Annotated in this window: 23 protein-coding genes and 5 tRNA genes; 1 reads left to right on the top strand and 27 read right to left on the bottom strand. The window is 37.7% G+C overall.

Features of this window, described 5'->3' with window-relative positions:
* Position 1: 1 nt before the first annotated feature.
* The 21 genes from HMPREF3103_RS03030 to HMPREF3103_RS02930 all read right to left on the bottom strand — a co-directional run bounded on the left by HMPREF3103_RS03030 (position 2) and on the right by HMPREF3103_RS02930 (position 16,765).
* Positions 2-1,495 carry a UDP-N-acetylmuramoyl-L-alanyl-D-glutamate--2,6-diaminopimelate ligase gene (locus HMPREF3103_RS03030; protein ID WP_070437167.1) on the bottom strand — a complete coding sequence of 498 codons (1,494 nt, stop codon included), beginning with the start codon at positions 1,493-1,495 and terminating at the stop codon, positions 2-4.
* A gap of 15 nt (positions 1,496-1,510) precedes the next feature.
* Positions 1,511-3,298 carry a peptidoglycan D,D-transpeptidase FtsI family protein gene (locus HMPREF3103_RS03025; RefSeq protein ID WP_070437166.1) on the bottom strand — a complete coding sequence of 596 codons (1,788 nt, stop codon included), beginning with the start codon at positions 3,296-3,298 and terminating at the stop codon, positions 1,511-1,513.
* A complete protein-coding gene (gene ftsL, locus HMPREF3103_RS03020; protein ID WP_005605986.1) occupies positions 3,295-3,666 on the bottom strand; it encodes a cell division protein FtsL in 372 nt (123 codons plus the stop codon). Before ftsL ends, HMPREF3103_RS03025 begins: the two co-directional genes overlap by 4 nt.
* Positions 3,667-3,687: 21 nt before the next feature.
* A complete protein-coding gene (gene rsmH / locus HMPREF3103_RS03015; protein ID WP_070437165.1) occupies positions 3,688-4,632 on the bottom strand; it encodes a 16S rRNA (cytosine(1402)-N(4))-methyltransferase RsmH in 945 nt (314 codons plus the stop codon).
* Positions 4,633-4,646: 14 nt separating this feature from the next.
* Entirely contained in the window at positions 4,647-5,078 is a 432-nt protein-coding gene (mraZ, locus tag HMPREF3103_RS03010; RefSeq protein WP_039848828.1) for a division/cell wall cluster transcriptional repressor MraZ, read from the bottom strand.
* Between the two features lie 180 nt (positions 5,079-5,258).
* A complete protein-coding gene (locus HMPREF3103_RS03005; RefSeq protein WP_005605989.1) occupies positions 5,259-5,612 on the bottom strand; it encodes a hypothetical protein in 354 nt (117 codons plus the stop codon).
* A gap of 161 nt (positions 5,613-5,773) precedes the next feature.
* Complete coding sequence (rpmF, locus tag HMPREF3103_RS03000; protein WP_005605990.1) at positions 5,774-5,953, bottom strand: 50S ribosomal protein L32; 180 nt, start codon at positions 5,951-5,953, stop codon at positions 5,774-5,776.
* Positions 5,954-5,994: 41 nt separating this feature from the next.
* On the bottom strand, positions 5,995-6,549 hold the full coding sequence (locus tag HMPREF3103_RS02995) for a YceD family protein (protein ID WP_070437164.1): 555 nt from the start codon (positions 6,547-6,549) through the stop codon (positions 5,995-5,997).
* 91 nt (positions 6,550-6,640) lie between these two features.
* Positions 6,641-7,825: a nucleotidyltransferase gene (locus tag HMPREF3103_RS02990; RefSeq protein WP_070437163.1), complete on the bottom strand. Its 1,185-nt coding sequence runs from the start codon at positions 7,823-7,825 to the stop codon at positions 6,641-6,643.
* A gap of 9 nt (positions 7,826-7,834) precedes the next feature.
* Positions 7,835-8,575 (bottom strand): class I SAM-dependent DNA methyltransferase, encoded by a 741-nt coding sequence (locus HMPREF3103_RS02985; RefSeq protein WP_005605993.1) that lies wholly within the window; start codon positions 8,573-8,575, stop codon positions 7,835-7,837.
* Complete coding sequence (gene rsfS / locus HMPREF3103_RS02980; protein ID WP_005605994.1) at positions 8,575-8,931, bottom strand: ribosome silencing factor; 357 nt, start codon at positions 8,929-8,931, stop codon at positions 8,575-8,577. The genes HMPREF3103_RS02985 and rsfS overlap by 1 nt, the downstream gene beginning before the upstream one ends.
* Before the next feature lies 1 nt (position 8,932).
* Positions 8,933-9,538 carry a bis(5'-nucleosyl)-tetraphosphatase (symmetrical) YqeK gene (gene yqeK, locus HMPREF3103_RS02975; protein WP_005605995.1) on the bottom strand — a complete coding sequence of 202 codons (606 nt, stop codon included), beginning with the start codon at positions 9,536-9,538 and terminating at the stop codon, positions 8,933-8,935.
* Positions 9,535-10,173, bottom strand: coding sequence for a nicotinate-nucleotide adenylyltransferase (locus tag HMPREF3103_RS02970; RefSeq protein WP_070437162.1), 639 nt, complete (start codon positions 10,171-10,173; stop codon positions 9,535-9,537). The genes yqeK and HMPREF3103_RS02970 overlap by 4 nt, the downstream gene beginning before the upstream one ends.
* Positions 10,174-10,176: 3 nt before the next feature.
* Positions 10,177-10,503, bottom strand: coding sequence for a ribosome assembly RNA-binding protein YhbY (gene yhbY, locus HMPREF3103_RS02965; RefSeq protein ID WP_005605998.1), 327 nt, complete (start codon positions 10,501-10,503; stop codon positions 10,177-10,179).
* Between the two features lie 16 nt (positions 10,504-10,519).
* A complete protein-coding gene (yqeH, locus tag HMPREF3103_RS02960; protein ID WP_371327441.1) occupies positions 10,520-11,629 on the bottom strand; it encodes a ribosome biogenesis GTPase YqeH in 1,110 nt (369 codons plus the stop codon).
* Positions 11,630-11,631: 2 nt separating this feature from the next.
* Positions 11,632-12,150, bottom strand: coding sequence for a YqeG family HAD IIIA-type phosphatase (locus HMPREF3103_RS02955; RefSeq protein ID WP_070437161.1), 519 nt, complete (start codon positions 12,148-12,150; stop codon positions 11,632-11,634).
* A 10-nt stretch (positions 12,151-12,160) separates the two neighbouring features.
* Entirely contained in the window at positions 12,161-13,057 is an 897-nt protein-coding gene (gene thrB / locus HMPREF3103_RS02950) for a homoserine kinase (protein WP_070437160.1), read from the bottom strand.
* Positions 13,057-14,265, bottom strand: coding sequence for a homoserine dehydrogenase (locus tag HMPREF3103_RS02945; RefSeq protein WP_246826947.1), 1,209 nt, complete (start codon positions 14,263-14,265; stop codon positions 13,057-13,059). The genes thrB and HMPREF3103_RS02945 overlap by 1 nt, the downstream gene beginning before the upstream one ends.
* Before the next feature lie 76 nt (positions 14,266-14,341).
* Complete coding sequence (locus tag HMPREF3103_RS02940; protein ID WP_005606007.1) at positions 14,342-14,572, bottom strand: YkuJ family protein; 231 nt, start codon at positions 14,570-14,572, stop codon at positions 14,342-14,344.
* An 89-nt stretch (positions 14,573-14,661) separates the two neighbouring features.
* A complete protein-coding gene (locus tag HMPREF3103_RS02935; RefSeq protein ID WP_148128795.1) occupies positions 14,662-15,549 on the bottom strand; it encodes an NAD(P)-dependent oxidoreductase in 888 nt (295 codons plus the stop codon).
* Positions 15,530-16,765: a glycosyltransferase family 4 protein gene (locus tag HMPREF3103_RS02930; protein ID WP_070437157.1), complete on the bottom strand. Its 1,236-nt coding sequence runs from the start codon at positions 16,763-16,765 to the stop codon at positions 15,530-15,532. Before HMPREF3103_RS02930 ends, HMPREF3103_RS02935 begins: the two co-directional genes overlap by 20 nt.
* A gap of 190 nt (positions 16,766-16,955) precedes the next feature.
* Here HMPREF3103_RS02930 and HMPREF3103_RS02925 point away from each other — a divergent pair, with 190 nt between their 5' ends.
* Positions 16,956-17,429 carry an HXXEE domain-containing protein gene (locus tag HMPREF3103_RS02925; RefSeq protein ID WP_070437156.1) on the top strand — a complete coding sequence of 158 codons (474 nt, stop codon included), beginning with the start codon at positions 16,956-16,958 and terminating at the stop codon, positions 17,427-17,429.
* A 73-nt stretch (positions 17,430-17,502) separates the two neighbouring features.
* Here HMPREF3103_RS02925 and HMPREF3103_RS09730 read toward each other — a convergent pair whose 3' ends face one another.
* The 6 genes from HMPREF3103_RS09730 to HMPREF3103_RS02895 all read right to left on the bottom strand — a co-directional run bounded on the left by HMPREF3103_RS09730 (position 17,503) and on the right by HMPREF3103_RS02895 (position 18,644).
* Entirely contained in the window at positions 17,503-18,063 is a 561-nt protein-coding gene (locus tag HMPREF3103_RS09730) for a CPBP family glutamic-type intramembrane protease (RefSeq protein ID WP_070437155.1), read from the bottom strand.
* A gap of 163 nt (positions 18,064-18,226) precedes the next feature.
* Positions 18,227-18,310 (bottom strand) — tRNA-Leu (locus tag HMPREF3103_RS02915).
* A 9-nt stretch (positions 18,311-18,319) separates the two neighbouring features.
* A tRNA-Cys gene (locus HMPREF3103_RS02910) sits at positions 18,320-18,390 on the bottom strand.
* Positions 18,391-18,407: 17 nt separating this feature from the next.
* Positions 18,408-18,479: transfer RNA gene (locus HMPREF3103_RS02905), tRNA-Gln, on the bottom strand.
* A 5-nt stretch (positions 18,480-18,484) separates the two neighbouring features.
* Positions 18,485-18,557: transfer RNA gene (locus HMPREF3103_RS02900), tRNA-His, on the bottom strand.
* Positions 18,558-18,573: 16 nt separating this feature from the next.
* Positions 18,574-18,644 (bottom strand) — tRNA-Trp (locus HMPREF3103_RS02895).
* Positions 18,645-18,704 lie beyond the last annotated feature (60 nt).

Here is an 18,704-nt window from a genome sequence, read left to right as displayed (position 1 = left end):
CCTAGTTCTTGTACCCTAATTTTTCAAGCGCTTGAACCACCATCTCAACTTCATTGTAAGGAATATATTCTTCGCCAATCACTTGGTAAGGTTCAACACCTTTACCCGCAAATAACAAGATATCTCCTTCTTGTGCGAGTTCTAGGGCTCGTTCTATTGCTTGTTTTCTATCATCTACACATTCATATGGAGTATTTTCGTTTTTTCTACCTGATACGATTTCAGAGTAAATTTTTTCTAAAGACTCTTGTCTAGGATTGTCTGCCGTTAAAATCACATAATCCGATTTTTCAAAAGCAATCTCTCCAAGTTCTGGCCTCATACTTGAATCCCGATTTCCTCCACTATGTCCCATAATTGTGATTACACGATTTATTTTTACTTCTTCGAGCGTTGACAACACATTTTCTAACCCATCTGGGGTGTGAGCGAAGTCAATAATGACTTGGAATGGCTGGCCTTTTTGGATTAATTGCATTCGTCCACCTACACCAGGGAACTTGGCAATTTTTTCAATCGCCTTTCGTAAAGGAATTCCATTAACCATCGCTACTCCAAACGCCGCCAACACATTGTAAACATTAAATAATCCAATCATTGGAATCATTACTGGAAGTTTTTCACCATTCACGGTTACTACAAAAGTTGTCATCGCTCCATTGCTCTCAATTTCAGTAGCTCGAATATCTGCTTCTTCAGTAAAGCCATAGGAAATAATTTCCGCTGATGTAGAATATGCAAATTGCTCAAAATATTCCTGGTCACGATTTAGGATAGCTACCCGTGGCTTCTCGTTTTTAGAATGATTTCCTAATTGTGAGAATAGTAAGCTCTTAGCATGCGCATAATTTTCCATTGTTTTATGCAAATCTAAATGTTCATGCGTAAGGTTTGTAAATACTGCCACATTATAGTCAATCCCCCACACGCGCCCCAATTGAAGAGCATGAGAAGAAACTTCCATAATACAGGTATTTCCACCAATTTCCTTAACCTTTTGCAATGTTTCATGCACGGTTAATATTTCTGGTGTTGTATTTCTTGTTTCAATACGTTCCTCACCGATTTTACGATACATCGTTCCAATCAATGCTGTTGGTTTTCCTAATTCTTCTAATAAATAGTCCACCATATGGGTTACAGTCGTTTTTCCATTTGTTCCTGTAACCCCAATCATATTTAGATTCTCTGAAGGATAACCATAGAAATGATTCGCAAATAACGTCATTACTCGAGTCACATCTTTTACATAAATCACAGGGGAATCTCCAACTTGTTCTTTAATTGGTTTAGAAGCAACAAATACATTGGCTCCTAACTCCTTTGCTTTTCCCGCAAAAAGATGACCATCTACTGTTACACCTTCGATACAGAAAAACATTGTATTGGGCACAACTTTACGCGAATCTTGAGCTAATTTATCTACAAAGATATTTTCTAAAGAGCCTTCCACTCGTTTAATGACTAATAAATCCGCTAGTTCTTTCGCAAACATGTCTTCCTCCTTCTTTTACTCAGAGAGTCTTGAATATTCTAAGCTTCTCTTCATTATTGGATTGAAAATTTCTTTAAGAATTGTATTTCCAGTTACAGCCACCCGAGGTTGTTTAACGGTAACATATAAAATATATTTTGGATCATTATAAGGTGCAAAACCAACTACAGAGAAAATATAATTGTTTCCACTGGAGTAGTATTTACCTGTCTCTGGATTAATAATTTCAGCAGTCCCTGTCTTAGCTGCTATTTCTTCTCCGTCGATATTAAATTCATAAGCCGTCCCATTTTTCATTCGAGTTGCTTGATATAAATATTCGAGTGTTTTTTTAGCCGCCTCTGGTGAAATGACTTTTCCTAATGAGTTTACTGGATTTGGTGTTTCTTTATCGGTATTAGAGTCTGTAAAATGATCCACTAAACGTAATTTTTGCATTTGTCCACCATTAGCAATCGCAGTAAAAGCTTGCATCATTTGATACACCGTAACCGTAATCCCTTGTCCAAAACCAGTAGATAATTGTTGTAAGTAGGAATTAAATGGATTTGAACCAGATATTTCATTTGCAAATCCTGAATTAGTAGATTTACTAAATCCAAATGCTTCTAAATATTGTTTCCATTTTTCGACACCTATCTTTTGAATAACATGAACAAAGGCAACGTTACTAGAATGGGCTAAACCTTCTAAATAAGTGATATTTCCCCACCCTACTTTATTATAATCCCTAACTAAGTCCGTATAAATCTTTACACTTCCTGATTGATATCTTTCATTTGGATCAAAGACCCCTTCATTAATTGCCGCAGCTAAAGCTAAAACTTTCATGGTTGATCCAGGCTCATAAGCTTGATCTGTTAGAAGGTTGTTCCACTGAACATCAATTCCCTCTTTCGTCGTAGAGTTATAAGTTGGGCGTTGTGTAGCCGCTACAATATTTCCACTTTTTGGATCCACTAGCATTGCAGTCATCTGAACAGGTTGATACTGCTTATCTGCCGCGCTGACTAAAGATTCTAGGTAAGTTTGAAGTCTCTTATCCAATGTTAAAGTAATATCTTTTCCGTCTTTTGGTTGTTTGGTCACTTTTTCAGTATCCGAAATCACATAGCCATTCCCATCAACCGTATATTCTACTTCTCCTGCCGTTCCGGTTAATTGTTCATTATAAAGGCCTTCTAAACCAGTCTTTCCAACTAAAGAAATAGTCGTTTTATGATCTACCGTTTCCTCAACAGAATCTGTATATCCAATTAAATGAGAAGCAAAAATCCCATTTGGATAATATCTCGCTGGACTCTCTGAAAACTTAATTCCGGGAAGCTTCTCCGCTTCAATCTTATCTTTCACTTGAACCGAAAGATTTTTTCCAGCATTTCCAAATTCGACTTGAGAAACATCCTTCTGACTTAAAATCTTTACAATCTCCTCTTTAGAAAGAGAAATATGTTTCGACAACGCCTCGGCTGTTTTATTAATATCCGTTACATAATCTGGGGTTTCTGCATTTTTACTCCATTGATCGGTCAAGACTGCATAAATAGAATAATTTGTTGCATCTACCGCAATTGGACTTCCACTGGCATCATAGATGGTTCCACGTTTAGCCGCTAAAGTCCTTTTTTGATGAATTTTATCATTAATTTCTGCTCGTAAATCTACATTATGAATATTCCCTAAAACCATAATTCTAAAGAAACGTACAGAAAAAATGAGAAATAAGACACTAGCGAGTCCCATTAAAATAAAGCTCGCTCGACGCCTATTTCTCGCAATGTTATTGTTATTCGTTTTTTTCATCGTCCAACATTCCTAACATTATCTTCATTCATCTTCAAGCCTTGTTCATTTGCGATACGATTGACACGGTCGTATTGAGACAATTCTTGTGTTGATTGAAGTAAAGTATTATTTTCACGTTGAATAAGTGTTGTTTGTGATTCAATGTCCTGTAATTGTCTATTTTTATTAGCAACAATCATGCTAGCGACAATTGTCATTGTTGCTAAGAACGCTAAAACCACTCCTGAAAGAATTAAAACTTGCATTAAGTTTGCTTTTTGTTTTTCTTCAGGAATTGAAGTAACCTCTTGACCCTTACGAACTAGAGGCGTTTGCTTAGGTACGCTCACATTCAACGTGTCCACATATTTTTCTGCTAATGCCACTAGTAATCCCTTCTTTCTAAATTATCCTTTAATTTTCTCAATGACTCTTAACTTCGCACTTTGCGAACGAGAGTTTTCTGTTATTTCTTCTAAACTTGGTAAAATTGGTTTTTTATTCACCAATTGAAACGGAGCTTTTTCTTCTTCCGTTGGTAAAATCGGTAAGTTCTTCGGAGCTTTTTCAACCGTACTTTGTTGTTTAAACATCGTTTTCACGATTCTATCTTCCAATGAGTGAAAAGAGATAACGCTAATTCTTCCGCCAACTGAAACTACTTCGAAGGCTTGCTCCAAGGAATCTTCTATCGCTGCTAATTCATCATTCACCGCGATACGAATCGCTTGGAAAATTCTTTTTGCAGGATGTCCGCCTTTTCTTCTTGCAGCAGCAGGAATACTATCTCGAATGATATCCACTAATTCTCCGGTTGTTTCAATTCTGTGTTGAGCACGAATACGTTCAATATTACGAGCAATTTGTTTCGAGAACTTTTCTTCTCCATAACGATAGAAGATACGAACTAATTCGTCATAGCTCCATTCATTTACAATCTCTTCTGCCGTTAACGGAGCACTTTGGTCCATTCGCATATCGAGCTTTGCATTTTGATGATAACTAAATCCTCGTTCAATCTGATCAAGTTGTGGTGAAGACACTCCTAAATCGTATAAGATTCCGTCTACTTTAGAAACACCTAGTTTCCCAAGTTCTTTCTTTAATTGACGGAAGTTTGCGTGAATAAAAGTTGCTTTTCCTTCAGAAACTTCTTTAGCAAGACGAGCCTTTGCATGTTGAATGGCTTGCATATCTTGATCAAAGCAATAAAGATGCCCTGTCGTTAATTGGCTAAGTAAGTATTGACTATGTCCCGCACCACCCAGTGTACAGTCTACGTAGATTCCGTCTGGCTTAATGGATAATGCATCTACCGTTTCATGTAGCAATACAGTGATATGTTTAAACATGGTCCCTTCCCTTTCTAAAAGCCAAAATCAATCATATTTTCGGCTAATTCCTCAAAATTCTCTTCTGTTTCAGCAATATATTCTTGCCAACGTTCTTCATTCCAAATCTCAATACGATCATTGTTTCCGATAACACGACAATTCTTTTCTAATCCCGCATACGCGCGTAACGTTTGAGAGATATTCACACGACCTTGCTTGTCAAATTCTACTTCAATCGCAGCAGAGTTCATAAAACGTGTAAAAGCACGTGCATCTTTTTTAGACTGTGGTAAGTCTCTCAATTTATTTTGAATGAGCTCCCATTGTTCGAGAGGATAACCGTATAAACAGCCATCAAGTCCACGTGTGACGATAAAGGTGAATCCTAAATCTTCACGAAATTTAGCAGGCACGATCATACGTCCTTTTGCATCAATTGTATGTTGATATTCACCGATTAACATGCAGACTCCTCCATTCCAATAATATAGTAACCATAGTTTACCACAATCCACCACTTTTCACCACTTTTTTACTAAAAAAGTTTAAAAAAGTTTTCTCTCCCCATATAGAATGTTTTAGTGCACAAAAAAAGCTCTTTACACTTTCCGCGTAAAGAGCTTAGAACTATTGATTTTATACAATTATTTGAAGAATCTTCCAACTTGTACTAATAGGACAAGCAATCCAAAAAATAAAAACGAAATAGAAAATAATTGGTGGAGGAAAGGTCTAAGAACTAGTTTCCCTCTTTTTAATTTGAAATATAGTAATGCTAACCCAATAAGAGCAAAACCTAATGTAGCATAACTAAACCAAGAATAACCATAGACATTCACACTAGTGGTATGTAACACCAACAACAGCATTGGTGTCATAATTTCACGAATAGTTATGAAGCGAGTCTCATTATAGAAGATTCGATTTCCAAAAACGACCGTGAAGCCCACGAAACTTAAAATAAATACTAACCATAGTACGATTTCAAAAAATAACATTGACTCACCTCCATTACTACTAGTTTACAATAGATTTCTTAAAACTCATAATATTTTTAAATTTATCAAAAATGATACAGATCATTTTTGATAAATCTTGCTTCTTAACTATAAAAAGAAAAAACCTTAGACAACTGTCTAAGGTTTTGTAACGTTTATGATTATGCTTCTTTAGAAACAACTTCTTTTCCGTCGTATGAACCACACTCAGGACAAACGTGATGGCTCTTTCTTAATGCTCCACATGATGGGCATGCGCTCAATCCTGGAACTTCTAATTTGAAGTGAGTACGACGTTTTGCTTTTCTCGCTTTTGATGTTTTACGTTTTGGTACTGCCATTTTTGTACACCTCCTAATCAATCTTCTTTACATAATGCTTTTTACTTCTCAGTCTCATCCTTTTCGAAGAAAGACTGTAAAGACGCTAGCCTTGGATCAACCGATTGTTCTTTTTGTTGTTTGCGTCGCTCTTCAAGAGCTTCTTGCGTTACAACCTCCCAATCATTTCCTGAAGGCATTTTATCTTCACTCAATTCCTCTTGCGATAAGACTTGTAAAGGAATTGAAAGTAAAATATGATCTTCCACAGCGGGTTCAAGGTCAACCCAATCACCATCAAGAGGCATCACAATTTCTGTTAGCTCTTTCTCATCAACCGAGAGATGGGACGGAATGTATCTTTCCACAATATCTATGTGGAGTGGAACTACCACTGGCTCTAAAGACCTGGATGAAGGAAGTGTGATATCAACATCGCAAGTAAATTGCGCTACAACTGATTGACTTTGATAAACAAGAAATCCTTTTATGTATGCTGGCGAAACAGCAACAATGGAATCATCTCGTTGTTTTAAAGCCTCTTCCACATTAATTTCTGTATCAAAGTAAGTTGGAGTCCCTTGAGAATCCTGAAGTTGTTTAACTGATATTTTCACAATTTTCACCCCTAAAGCAACATACTGAATTATACTAGTTTATTGAAAGTTTGTCAAAGCTTTTTACTTTACAAGCTTGAAAATACAGAGATTAAAATCCTATCTCCTTATTCACTTGAATCGGCTTAAAGACCGTAGCAGAAATTTGCTTGGATGGATTCCAAAAATCATACAATAAATCCCAACTTTCTTGGCGTTCATCTTTATAGGCTGCGTAATTAGTTATTAAATTGAACGACTCTACTTCCCTCATATTCTTCAACCACTTTTGGCCATTTAAAGTAAACCCCAGGACTTTACCTTGATGAAACGGTGTATTCCAATAGTCTTCCATTTCCATTTTAGTTACTCCAAGTAAAACATAAACGAGGAGTCGTTGCAACCTTGCCCAGCTCCACCGTTTGTTTTTGAGATGTTGGAGACACTCCTCAATAGTCGAAGTTGTTCGAACAGCTTCCTTCAAGCGATTCTCGATACCTTCTTCCATTTGATAAATGGCGCATAACTCTTCGTCAGTACTTCTTAAGACGATACTCTTCAAGAGTGGCCAATAAGAACTCCAATCGTTTTCGTACTCTTCTTCATCAAACTGTACATAAGACAATTGTTCTCGTAATACTTTCTCAACGCGATTCCCCTTCAACGCTTTTCGTAAGGCTGTTCCACTGGCAAAAGCAGTTTTGTCTAACTCATCATCCAAATGTCCACTTCCTACTCTTGTAATTGGAACGATCTGCATTGGATGTTCACTCTTAGCATTTTCAACGGCGTAAGCTAGTCCCAACTGTTGATTTGGAGACTGTAAGGCTTCTGCGAGTGCACTGGCTTCTCCAAACTCTTTCACAGCGAGCTGTGTTAATTGGCTAGCAAAAGTTAGTGAACGGTTCTCTTCTACAAAACGACTAATTTCTTTTTCAATGGTATTTCGTTGAGATACCGCTACTTCAAAAAAAGCCGCATCTCCACTTTCACAACCAAAAGCTAAGAAGTGGCACCCTACCTTTTGCAAGATTTCTACTGCGCCTCTTGCGAAGAGGTCTGTTGCTTGGCAGCTGACCGCAGTCGGCATCTCAATCACAACATCCGCTCCGTTTTGAAGCGCGACTTCTGCACGACTCCATTTCTGTTCGATAGCAGGTTCACCACGTTGCACCCAGTTACCGCTCATCACGACAACAATAACATCCGCACCCGTTTTTTCGCGTGCTTGTTCTAACAGATAAGCATGGCCTTGATGAAATGGATTAAATTCAGCAATTACTCCACATACTTTCATACATAAGCCTCATTTCACCGCTTGGAAGAACCAACGCGGACTCGTTTCTTGGACTTGGCTTCTTCCAAAGTCAGCCGTCACCATAATATCGGTAAAACCCACCATCTCTAGTGCGGCTTTAACCATTTCAATAGGGAAAGTTTGCTCTTCATGCACTTCTTGGAAATGCTCATACAAGTTGCCATCTTCTTGTTTAATATACATATCGATGACGTGTTCCACGCTACCTGGCTCGTCTAACTCATAGCTTTGCCATAGAAACGCAAAATCATCTTCCACAAAATGATATTGGTATCCTGGGAAAACTTCTTGCATTTGATGCAGTGAATGAACATCGAAGAGGAAAATTCCACCCTCTTCTAAGTGGTCGTATACCGCTTCAAATACCGAAACGACATCTTCAAAGTCTGTTAAATAACAGAGTGAATCTGAAAACAGCGTTACTGCATCGGTTGTCGGTACCTCTTCCAATACTCGCATATCCGCTTGAAGCCATTTGATATGTCTACCTTGCGCTTTCTTTTCAGCAATCTCTAACATATTTTTGGATAAATCAACGCCAATGACTTCGTATCCTTTATCGTCAAGACGCATAGATACTTCTCCTGTCCCGCAAGCAAGTTCCATCACTTTACGAACCGGTCTTTTGGCACTATGCGAAAAAGAACGAACTGCATAGTCCGTCCATTCATCGTAGAGTTGTTGATCCATCACTTGGTCATATACATGAGCAAATTTTTGATAGTTCATTAGTTTTCACTCACAATATTCACGATTGGTGCATCGCTCCATAATTTTTCTAAATTATAGAATTCGCGATCAGCATAATAGAATACATGGACAATGACATCATTCAAGTCCATCAAGATCCATTTACCACCATCTTTACCTTCGATACTTCTTACTTCGAAGCCTTCTTTTTCAACCGCTTCTTCTACAGCATCGACAATCGCTTGTACTTGTTTTTCGTTTTTACCGTGTGTAATCACGAAATATTCTGCAACTGGTGTAAGACTTGCTACATCTAGTGCAACCACTTCTTGTGCTAACTTGTCTTCACAAGCATCTAAAACAACTTGTAATAATTTTTTACTGGTATGTTCCATTCTATTCTCCTTTTCTTTGTTTCAAATAATGATTATAAACTTCTATTGTTTTTGGAAAAATACTTACTTCTTTTTCCAATAAAAATTCCAATGTATGCTTCAATAAATAAAAGACCGCATCATCAATATTCTTCGCAGCGATTTCTCTTGCAACATCCACACCTGGATAATCTCTTCCGTCTTCGATTGCATCTGCCACAAAGAGACACTTAGAAAGAAGACTCATTTGAAGCCCTCCAATTGTATGCTCACGAATGGCATCAAGTAATTCTTCAGCCTTTACTCCGCATAGGTTTGAAATCAAATACGCTCCAATCGGCCCGTGTAGAATTTCAGAACCTTCATGATGATACATTTCAGGAAGTCCAATTTCTTTGGCAAGAGCTTGCTGTTTTTCCACTGGGATTTCTTTAGCATAATCATGCGCTAATCCCACAAACGCAGCAGCCTTCTCATCGACGCCGTAAAGCTTTGCTAATTCCAATATTTTTCGTTCGACACGCAGGCAGTGTTGATATCTCTTATCGCTCATATTTGACTGGACATGTGATAATAACTCTTCTCTTGTCATTGTTGTATAAGGTTCAAAGCTCTTTACTTCGCTCATTCTAAATACAACCCCTTTTCGGCAATATAGGCTTCCACTAATTCTGGCACCAAATATTTAATGCTTTGTTGGAATAAGACATTTTTTCGAATTTGTGTTGAACTAATATCCATCTTCGGTGCTGTAATCCATAGGACTGGATATGGCGTTTCTTTTTCATATCCTGGACGTTCAACCCCGACAAATTGTACTTCATGAACTAATTCATCCACTCTATGCCATGTCGGTAAATAATCCACCATATCTCCACCAATAATAAAGTAATATTCCGTATTCGGATTTTGTCTCTTTAAGAGTTGAATCGTGTCATACGTATAACTCTTCTCATTACGCTCGAGTTCAATCGTCTCAATATCAAAATAAATATTATCTTGAATTGCAAGGCGTGTCATTTCCACACGGGTATTCGCATCAATGGTCTTTTTCTCATCCACATGTGGCGGAATATGACTTGGTAAAAAGTACACCTTGTCTAAGCCTAATTGCACACGTGCTTGTTCAGCCATAATTAAATGTGCAATATGTGGCGGATTGAAACTACCTCCGATAAGCCCTACGCGTTCTACCGGCATTTCTTCACCGAATTTTTCAGTTTTGTTTAATGTCTCAGAAAAAATATTGAGTTCAGCAACCATCGTCTATCGACCTCTTTTTTTGAATTCTGCAAATCGTACTGAAAGATCTCTATGTTTTGGATTTCGAGCTTCTTTATATAACACAATCGTATGGCCAATCACTTGAATGATGGTACTTCCAGTTGCCTCAGCAATTGTTTCAGCAGCTTCTTGGGGCTCCTCTAATGTGTTTTGCAATAAAGTCACTTTAATCAATTCGCGTTTCTCAACAGCGTTTTGAATTTGATGAATCATCTCTTCGCTAAGTCCGCCTTTCCCGATTTGGAAAATTGGCTTCAACGAATGTGCTTCTTTTTTGAAGAACTGTCTTTCTTTCCCTTTTAATTCCATGAAAGCTCTCCTTTCTCTAAATAATAGATTGACGTTGAATCACGTCGACTTCTTTTGGACTCCATACAGATACCGTACCTGGTTTTTGAATCGTTACCCAGCCAAGCCCTGCAATCACTAAGTCCGTTTTCTCTTTAATCGTAAATGTCTTCTTCACTAGTTTTGGATACAATTTCATATTGTCTCCTGTTGGCGGCGTTAGAAGTGTTCCTGCATGTTTGGCATAAAACTCAGTCGCCTTCTCCAACTTCGTGCGATGCAAGTCGATTGTTTGCGGTGTATAGAATGTAAATGAATTTCGTTCTCCTTGTTCGTAATCAACACGAATCAAGCCGCCGATAAAAATCGTTTGCTCACTATTTAATTGGAATGTCTTTGGTTGTAACTCTTTTTGCGGTAAGACTTTCTTCATTTCTTTTTCCGCTAAGTAGTGAGTAATTTGATGACGGTGAATAATCCCCGGTGTATCCACTAATGAAGAATGTTCATCAAATGGAATATCAATTTGTCCAAGCGTTGTTCCTGGATATTGAGATGTTGTAATCACTTCGCCTGTTTCACCAATACTTTGAATCAACTTATTAATGAGTGTTGATTTTCCTACGTTTGTGACCCCTACGACATATGCATCTTTCCCTTTTCGGTACTCGTTAATCTTCTCAAGTAACTCATCAATTTGAATCCGTTTATGACCACTCACAAGAAGTGTATCGACCGGTTTAATACCGTACTCTTTTGCATGACGTTCAATCCATGCTTTAAGGCGATTACGGTTGACTGATTTTGGATATAAATCTACTTTGTTGGCTACAAATAAAATTGGGTTATCCCCCACGAAACGTTTTAAGCCTGAAATCATACTTCCATATAAATCAAATAAGTCAACCACAAATACGACAAGCGCATCTTCATCGGCGATACTACTTAACATCTTTAAGAAGTCATCGTCTGTTAGAGAGGCCGGTTGTAACTCATTATAATTACGAAGTCTAAAACAACGTTGGCAATAGAGAGGGCCTTCACTTTCCAGCATTTTATTTAATGCACTTTGCGGTGTGTACCCCGTTCCTTTTGGATCTTCCGTTTGGATTGTTGCTCCACATCCAATACATACATACTGTTCCATGATTAATCCTCCTCCCATTTCTTATGATAAGACACACCTTGTGTCACTACAAAAATTCCTTTTTCAAAGAAACGATTGATTTTTGTTTTCCAAGCATCGCTCTCTTTTCTAGGTTTTACGATAATGGTTCTAACTCCAAATGTATTCGCTCCTAGAATATCTGTCAATAATTGGTCGCCCACCATTACCGTCTTCGATTTATCAAAATCCAGTAATTGTTGTGCTGCTTTGAATCCCTTGTGCAGTGGCTTCAACCCAGGATACACATATGGGACATCCAACTTTTCAGCAGCATCTTTGATACGATGTTCATTATTATTCGATACAAGAACAATCTTGATGCCTGCTTCTTTTAATGAACGTACCCAAGCAAGTAAATTTCCATCGATTTCTTTTTCGTCCCAGCCAATTAGTGTATTATCTAAATCGGTTAAGACAACTTCGATTCCATTCTCTTGTAAGAAAGGAACGGTAATCTCTTGAAAGGTCTTTTTAAACCACGTTGGTTTGAATAGTGCCATAGTTCTCCTTCTACTTTACGTAAACGCCCTGCGCATCAATTTCAAGCACACGAATCGCGCAATCCTTTAGCGTTGTTTCTAAATACTTTTCTAATGTTTGTACAAAACGATCTACTTCTTTTTTATGAACGAATGTCATCACCGTTGGACCTGCTCCACTTAAGTAAGTTCCGCATGTATCTAGGCCTTCATTTTTTGTAATCGTACGAACCTCTTCCATCCAAGGAACAAGCGTTGAACGATATGTTTCATGGAATAAATCTTTTTCAACAATTGATGAAATGACTTTCCAATCTTCCACCATTAATCCAGCTACTAAGACATTACTACGGCTACTTGCTTCGACCGCTTCGCCGTATGCAAGCGAACTTGGCAGTACGCCACGACTCTTCTTCGTTGATAGTTGAACGTTTGGAATCACAGCGACCATTGCAATCGATGCTTCTACATTTTTATGAACCGTCAACACTTCTTGCGTGTAGTGATCATAAGTAGCGACAACGACACCTCCTAAGATTGCTGGTGCCACATTGTCAGGGTGTCCCTCGAAAAGGGTTGCCCATTTGACTTTTTCGTCGTTGGTTAACTGTAAGTTGCCTAAAACATTGGCTAATTCGATTCCGGCAACAATCGCGCTCGAACTACTTCCAAGTCCTCTTGTTAAAGGAATCTCACTTTCGCATACAAGTTTATGCGGTGCTAATGTTGGGCAAACTTTTAAAGCAGTCTCAATAATTAAGTTTTCTTCATTTGTCGGAATCTCTTCTCCAAACGGATGCGAAATCACCCATTCGCTAGAAGGTTCTCCTACGTGAAGTGTTAAATATAAATTCACTGCAATCCCAAGTGAATCGAATCCTAGTCCGATATTGGCTGAAGTTGCTGGAACTTTAATTGTTAATGCCATTATGCTTCCTCCAAGATTGGATAAATAGCGACTTCATTTAGATGAGCGAAAGCTTCTTTTACTTTAGCTAACTCACTTGCAGTTAAAGCTGTATAACGAACACCGAATTCACCTTGGCTGTTTGATACAATTTCTCCATTGAACGGAGCTTCTTTCAAGTTTCCTTTTCCATATACGAAATAAGAACTTGTCGCAGCCTCTGGACTGAATTCCACAAGTGGGCTTTCTACACGGCCAAATGTTTCCACCGCACTTCCATTTCCTTTGCGGCGAAGGACTTCCACTACGTCTGCTAAGACACTTGTTGCTGTTGGAAGTGAGCCTGCTCCTTTTCCGTAGAATAAAACTTCATCCACGGCATTTCCTGTTACAGAAATCGCATTGTTTTCATAATGAACTTGCGCTAACAAATGATTTGCTGGTACAAAAGTTGGTGCCACTTCAAGCGAAACTTTTTCGCCATCGCTAAGAGCTTTCGCTAGAAGTTTGATTGCATACCCATTCTCAGAAGCCATCTTCATATGAGAAGTTGTGACTCCAGAAATTCCGGTTTTAGCTACTTCATCAAAAGTAACATTTACGCCAAAAGCTAAACGAGTCAAAATCATTAATTTATAAGCTGCATCATGTCCTTCCACATCACTTGTTGGATCCGCTTCAGCAAAGCCTTTTTCTTGAGCAATCTTTAATGCTTCTTCGTAGCTGAGTCCTTCTTTTTCCATAGAACTTAAAATGAAGTTTGTTGTCCCGTTGACGATACCAACAATGGATTCCACATCATTCGTTTCAAAGTGTTGCACCATCGGACGAAGAACTGGAATTCCACCGCCAACACTTGCTTCATAGTACAAGTACACATCTTCTAATTTAGCGAGTGTTGTCAATTCAACTCCATGAACAGCAATTAAATTTTTATTGGCTGTTACAACTGATTTTTTCGCTAATAAGCAGGCTTTTACATAATCATATGCGGTTGTGATTCCGCCCATCACTTCAACTACTAATTCGATTTCTGGGTCCTTAGTGATATCGTTAATATTGTTTGTAAATACAACATCTGTTTGTTGCATCAACTCTGGTTCACGAACTAAAGCCGTCTTAATCTCGATTTCTTCTGGAAGTACTCTCTGTAATTTTGCTACATTTGTTTTCAAAATATTATAAACACCGCTACCAACAGTGCCAAATCCTAATAACGCAATTTCCATTTGTTCATCCTTACCTTTTATATTGAAAAGCCACAGCACAGACACTCTGCGCCGTGGCTTTACTCACAGTTAATTTTTAATCTTGTAACATTTCAAAGATTTCAATTGTCACTAAATCAATATCATCAAATTGGAATGTTTGATTTGTTTCTACGTCTTCTAATTCAAAACTATTTGCTTCATGATTAAAAGTAACGATAGCTTTCTCAACGCCATCCTTTTCAAAACGACGCACCTCAATCTCAGAATCTTGTGCTGCCATTGTTTGCAGACGTTGAACAATTGCCACCAATTGTGAAGGTTTCATATAATTACTACCCCTTTCAAACTTTCTTCCATTATTCTACCATAAAACCCATCTTTGATAGTAAGAATAACCATTCTTTTAAGAGAATTTTATTCAGTTGGTAAATTCCAATATAATTTGATTAAAGCTTGGGTACCATCATCTGCAAAACCATCGTCACAGAGCGTTTCGTATAGTTTCTTCGCTTGTAAAGTTGCTGGTAAAAATAGACGCATTCTCTCTGCTTCATCAAGTGCAATTCCTAAATCTTTAAGGAAATGTTTTGCAAAGAATCCTGGAGAATAATCTTCTTTTAAAATGCGAGGTCCATAATTTGAGAGTGACCAGTTGGCCGCACTTCCTGCACCAACTGTTTGTAATACCTTATCCAAATCAAGTCCTGCAGCTTTTGCATAAACGAGCATCTCTGTTAAACCTGTCATCGTTCCTGCAATCATAATTTGATTAGCCATTTTTGTATGTTGCCCAGCACCTGCAGTTCCTTGCAACGTAATCGTCTTAGAGAAGCAATCCAATACTGGATATACTTTTTCTAATGTTTCCTCTGTCCCACCAACCATTGTAGAAAGAGTTCCGTTTTTTGCACCAAGATCTCCACCTGAAACAGGTGCGTCTAGAGCCTCCCACGAACGACTAGTAGCTTCTTCTGCGATGCGTTTAGCAAGAGTTGGGGTACTTGTTGTAAGATCTACTACAACAAGATGCTCCTTCGTAGACTTGAAGATTCCTTGTTCACCGAAGTACACTTCTTCTACATCTTTTGGATAGCCTACAATTGTTAAAACCACATCCGATTGATTAGCAACTTCAGTAGGTGTATCCGCCCAAATCGCTCCTTCTTCAAGAAGGTCTAATGCTCTTTCTTTCGTACGATTGTACACTACAACATTATATTTTTTTAGCAAATGGCGAATCATGGATTTCCCCATCACGCCAGTGCCAACAAAGCCTACTGTATTAATTTTCATTTTCTTCATCCTTTAACTCACTTGTTGATAAACGTAAAAATTTCATCAGATTCATAATGTTATGCGAATGTTCTTGATTCCATTGATAGCCGTTAATCGCAGCTTCGTAGAAATCTACAATTCTTTCTCCAAATGTTTCAGAAGAAATTTCCAATAATAATTGGTCTTGTAATACTGATACTTCCGCTTCGTTTTCTAGTTGATTTTCAATATAACCTAAGACACAGTTGGCAATATCTGCGTCTGTTTCAAATAACATTCCTAAAGCATCTGCTGTAATCAGGCCGCTTAAGTAATCATTCTTCTTAGCTATTACCGGAACGCGGTTAACAAGTGCCTCTAGGTAGGTTAATCCTTGACTTTCTGATTCAGAAGCATTCACGTAAAGATCTGCCATTTGATAATACTTATAGACCATTTCATTTTTGATTTCGCCCACAAATTGAACAAAATCGTTCATGCCAAGTTCTGCCACTTGCGCTTCGAGCTTCTCTCTTTCAGGTCCGCCACCAGCAATACATAAGCGTACATTTGGCTTACTTGCTACGATAGCTGGTAACGCAGCAATCACTGCAGCGATATTCTTCTCTTGAGACAAACGACTGAGTGATAGTAACACCACTTCATCATCTGAATACCCCAGCTCACTTCTTAAAGTTTTCGCTATATCTGGTTCTTGCGGAGGAACAACGACTCCAGTTGGAATCACTCGAACTTCCTGAAGCACTCCATATTCAAGTAGCTTATCTTTTGTCATTTGACTAGGAGCAACTACTCCACTTGTTTGATTACAAAACGCTTTAGAGATATACGCCACATGACTTGGACGTAGCACTTTACCTTTTGCAATGTAGTGTAAATATTTTTCATACATTGTATGGTACGTATGAATCGTTGGAATCTTCAACATAGCAGCAATTAGTTTGCCTGCTAATCCAAGGCTAAACTCAGTTTGCGTATGAATGATATCCAATTCATTTTCTTTCGCAATTCGATAAGCTTTCCCCAGCCCTTGAATCGCAACTCGACGATCTTTGAACGCAAAAAAAGGAACACTACCTAATCGTACAATATTTTCTTCTGGCTCAGTCACTTTTGGATCAGTAGTTGTAAAAATAATGACCTTATGTCCTTGTCTTTCTAAATCTTCTTTTAGTACTCGAATTGAAGTAGCAACCCCACTCACTTGTGGAAAGTACGTATCTGTAAATATACCTACTCGCATACTTACCTCCTTAAATTTGAAATATAAATATTTCTACTATCTCTTCTATTATAAACGAAACAAACAATAGTGTCACTAATAGCTGATAAATTAACCATTTTAACCATAAGAAAGTGTCAATATTTCATCGCAGTTTCCTTTTCTTGGTATAATATTCAATATAAAACTTTTAATAAAGAAGGTTCACATTATGAATTCAATCGCGTTCTATTTACTTTTTCCTAGCTTATTTATGATTCACGAAATGGAAGAGATTCTTCTTATGCCCTCTTTTATGCCCTCTATGGTTGAAAATTCGAAATTAAAAAATTTCAAGGAACTCTATTCTCCTTTTAAGTTTAACCTAATCGTCTTCGAGGAATTTCTAATTCTTTTAGCTTTTCTAGCCTATAGTTTTTATGTGGGTGATTTTACAATTTATCAAACAATCATCATCGCATATAACTATCACATTGTAATCCATGTATTTCAAAGTATTTATCTAAAAAGATATGTACCTGGTCTTTTAAGCGGAATCGTAACAGGGGTATGTTGTTCAATATGGATTCATCAACTATTACAAAACCCTTTCCAACTCTACTTTTCTTCCATCCTCACACTACTTATTATTCTTCTCAATCTAGCCCTCTGCTTTAAGTTACTAAATGTCTTTTATAAAAAATAGTTAAGTTTAAAAAGCCCAACGATACATTTTCATTGGGCTTTCGTGTTTCGTAAATCAAAAAATTCTAATAAAATTATTTTCTATAAATAATGGTTAGATTCATCATCATATGAAGAAGAATAGAATTTAGAACTGAACCAGATTGTTCCCTTAAAAGGAAAAGTAAACTCGACATACATAGAAAATAAATGATGCTCTTAAAGTCAAAAGCAAAATGGAAAAAGATAAAGATCATCGTTCCCAGTACATAAGAAACCAAAACATAATCAGAATTATAAGCAATTTCTCTACAAATCACTTCTTCAATAATAGGTGATAGAAGAATCGCTGAAACTTTTGTATGTAAAGGATAATGACTATTATCCTTTTTAGTAAATAAAAAGATAAATAAAATAGTACACGACCCGAAAAAGAAAAGAGATACAAAGTTTACTGATAAAGACAATTCATTCAAAATATGTGCATATATTAGTAGCACTATGAAAACAATTGTTTTAAAAAGATCTCTTATAATCTTTAAAAGTTCTAATGAAGTCTTCTTTCTTTTCAAAACAGAATATAGCACTTGCGAGAAAAAAAGGATTATAAAATAAAGAAGTAAAGATACAAATGTATAGTATATTGTTTCGAACATGGAACTGATGAACTACCCTTCTAAAAATTAGAATATCTGATTTAATAGTAAGACAAAGCAGAATTCACATCAACTTATGCCACTATGCAAAATGAATTTAAATGGTTATACTCATCATTAAAACAAAAAAGACAAGGTCTTAAAAACCTTGTCTTTACATATATACCGGCGGCCGGGGTCGAACCGGCACGCCCTCGCGGGCACTGGATTTTGAGTCCAGCGCGTCTGCCAATTCCGCCACGCCGGCATATCAGGAAGGCGGTAACCGGATTTGAACCGGTGATGAAGGTTTTGCAGACCTCTGCCTTACCACTTGGCTATACCGCCATCAAACTATAAAAAAACTGGGGTAGCTGGATTCGAACCAACGAATGACGGAGTCAAAGTCCGTTGCCTTACCGCTTGGCTATACCCCAAGATAGGCGACCGAGGGGAATCGAACCCCCGAATGTCGGTGCCACAAACCGATGCGTTAACCACTTCGCCACGGTCGCCATAATATTAAAGTAACAGGGGTAGCAGGAATCGAACCCACACTAACGGTTTTGGAGACCGCTGTTCTACCTTTAAACTATACCCCTAAATAGTTTGAAATTCAACTCCAAAAAATGGAGGGGGGCAGATTCGAACTGCCGAACCCG

The organism is Granulicatella sp. HMSC30F09, assembly GCF_001806915.1.
In the GTDB taxonomy this organism is placed as follows: Bacteria; Bacillota; Bacilli; order Lactobacillales; family Aerococcaceae; genus Granulicatella; species Granulicatella adiacens.
This window is presented reverse-complemented; position numbering and strand designations above follow the sequence as displayed.

Bases quoted from the DNA above. Each gene is read 5' to 3' on its own strand.
- mraZ (WP_039848828.1), bottom strand. From the start codon at position 5,078: ATGTTAATCGGTGAATATCAACATACAATTGATGCAAAAGGACGTATG.
- HMPREF3103_RS02930 (WP_070437157.1), bottom strand. From the start codon at position 16,765: ATGCGAGTAGGTATATTTACAGATACGTACTTTCCACAAGTGAGTGGG.
- HMPREF3103_RS03005 (WP_005605989.1), bottom strand. From the start codon at position 5,612: ATGTTATTTTTTGAAATCGTACTATGGTTAGTATTTATTTTAAGTTTC.
- HMPREF3103_RS03030 (WP_070437167.1), bottom strand. From the start codon at position 1,495: ATGTTTGCGAAAGAACTAGCGGATTTATTAGTCATTAAACGAGTGGAA.
- rsfS (WP_005605994.1), bottom strand. From the start codon at position 8,931: ATGGAACATACCAGTAAAAAATTATTACAAGTTGTTTTAGATGCTTGT.
- thrB (WP_070437160.1), bottom strand. From the start codon at position 13,057: ATGGCATTAACAATTAAAGTTCCAGCAACTTCAGCCAATATCGGACTA.
- yhbY (WP_005605998.1), bottom strand. From the start codon at position 10,503: ATGGAATTAAAAGGGAAAGAAAGACAGTTCTTCAAAAAAGAAGCACAT.
- HMPREF3103_RS02945 (WP_246826947.1), bottom strand. From the start codon at position 14,265: ATGGAAATTGCGTTATTAGGATTTGGCACTGTTGGTAGCGGTGTTTAT.
- rpmF (WP_005605990.1), bottom strand. From the start codon at position 5,953: ATGGCAGTACCAAAACGTAAAACATCAAAAGCGAGAAAAGCAAAACGT.
- rsmH (WP_070437165.1), bottom strand. From the start codon at position 4,632: ATGTTTAAACATATCACTGTATTGCTACATGAAACGGTAGATGCATTA.
- HMPREF3103_RS02955 (WP_070437161.1), bottom strand. From the start codon at position 12,150: ATGGCACTATTCAAACCAACGTGGTTTAAAAAGACCTTTCAAGAGATT.
- HMPREF3103_RS02935 (WP_148128795.1), bottom strand. From the start codon at position 15,549: ATGAAGAAAATGAAAATTAATACAGTAGGCTTTGTTGGCACTGGCGTG.
- yqeK (WP_005605995.1), bottom strand. From the start codon at position 9,538: ATGAGCGAAGTAAAGAGCTTTGAACCTTATACAACAATGACAAGAGAA.
- HMPREF3103_RS03025 (WP_070437166.1), bottom strand. From the start codon at position 3,298: ATGAAAAAAACGAATAACAATAACATTGCGAGAAATAGGCGTCGAGCG.
- HMPREF3103_RS02985 (WP_005605993.1), bottom strand. From the start codon at position 8,575: ATGAACTATCAAAAATTTGCTCATGTATATGACCAAGTGATGGATCAA.
- HMPREF3103_RS02940 (WP_005606007.1), bottom strand. From the start codon at position 14,572: ATGAAACCTTCACAATTGGTGGCAATTGTTCAACGTCTGCAAACAATG.
- HMPREF3103_RS09730 (WP_070437155.1), bottom strand. From the start codon at position 18,063: ATGTTCGAAACAATATACTATACATTTGTATCTTTACTTCTTTATTTT.
- yqeH (WP_371327441.1), bottom strand. From the start codon at position 11,629: ATGGAACAGTATGTATGTATTGGATGTGGAGCAACAATCCAAACGGAA.
- HMPREF3103_RS02990 (WP_070437163.1), bottom strand. From the start codon at position 7,825: ATGAAAGTATGTGGAGTAATTGCTGAATTTAATCCATTTCATCAAGGC.
- HMPREF3103_RS02970 (WP_070437162.1), bottom strand. From the start codon at position 10,173: ATGGTTGCTGAACTCAATATTTTTTCTGAGACATTAAACAAAACTGAA.
- HMPREF3103_RS02925 (WP_070437156.1), top strand. From the start codon at position 16,956: ATGAATTCAATCGCGTTCTATTTACTTTTTCCTAGCTTATTTATGATT.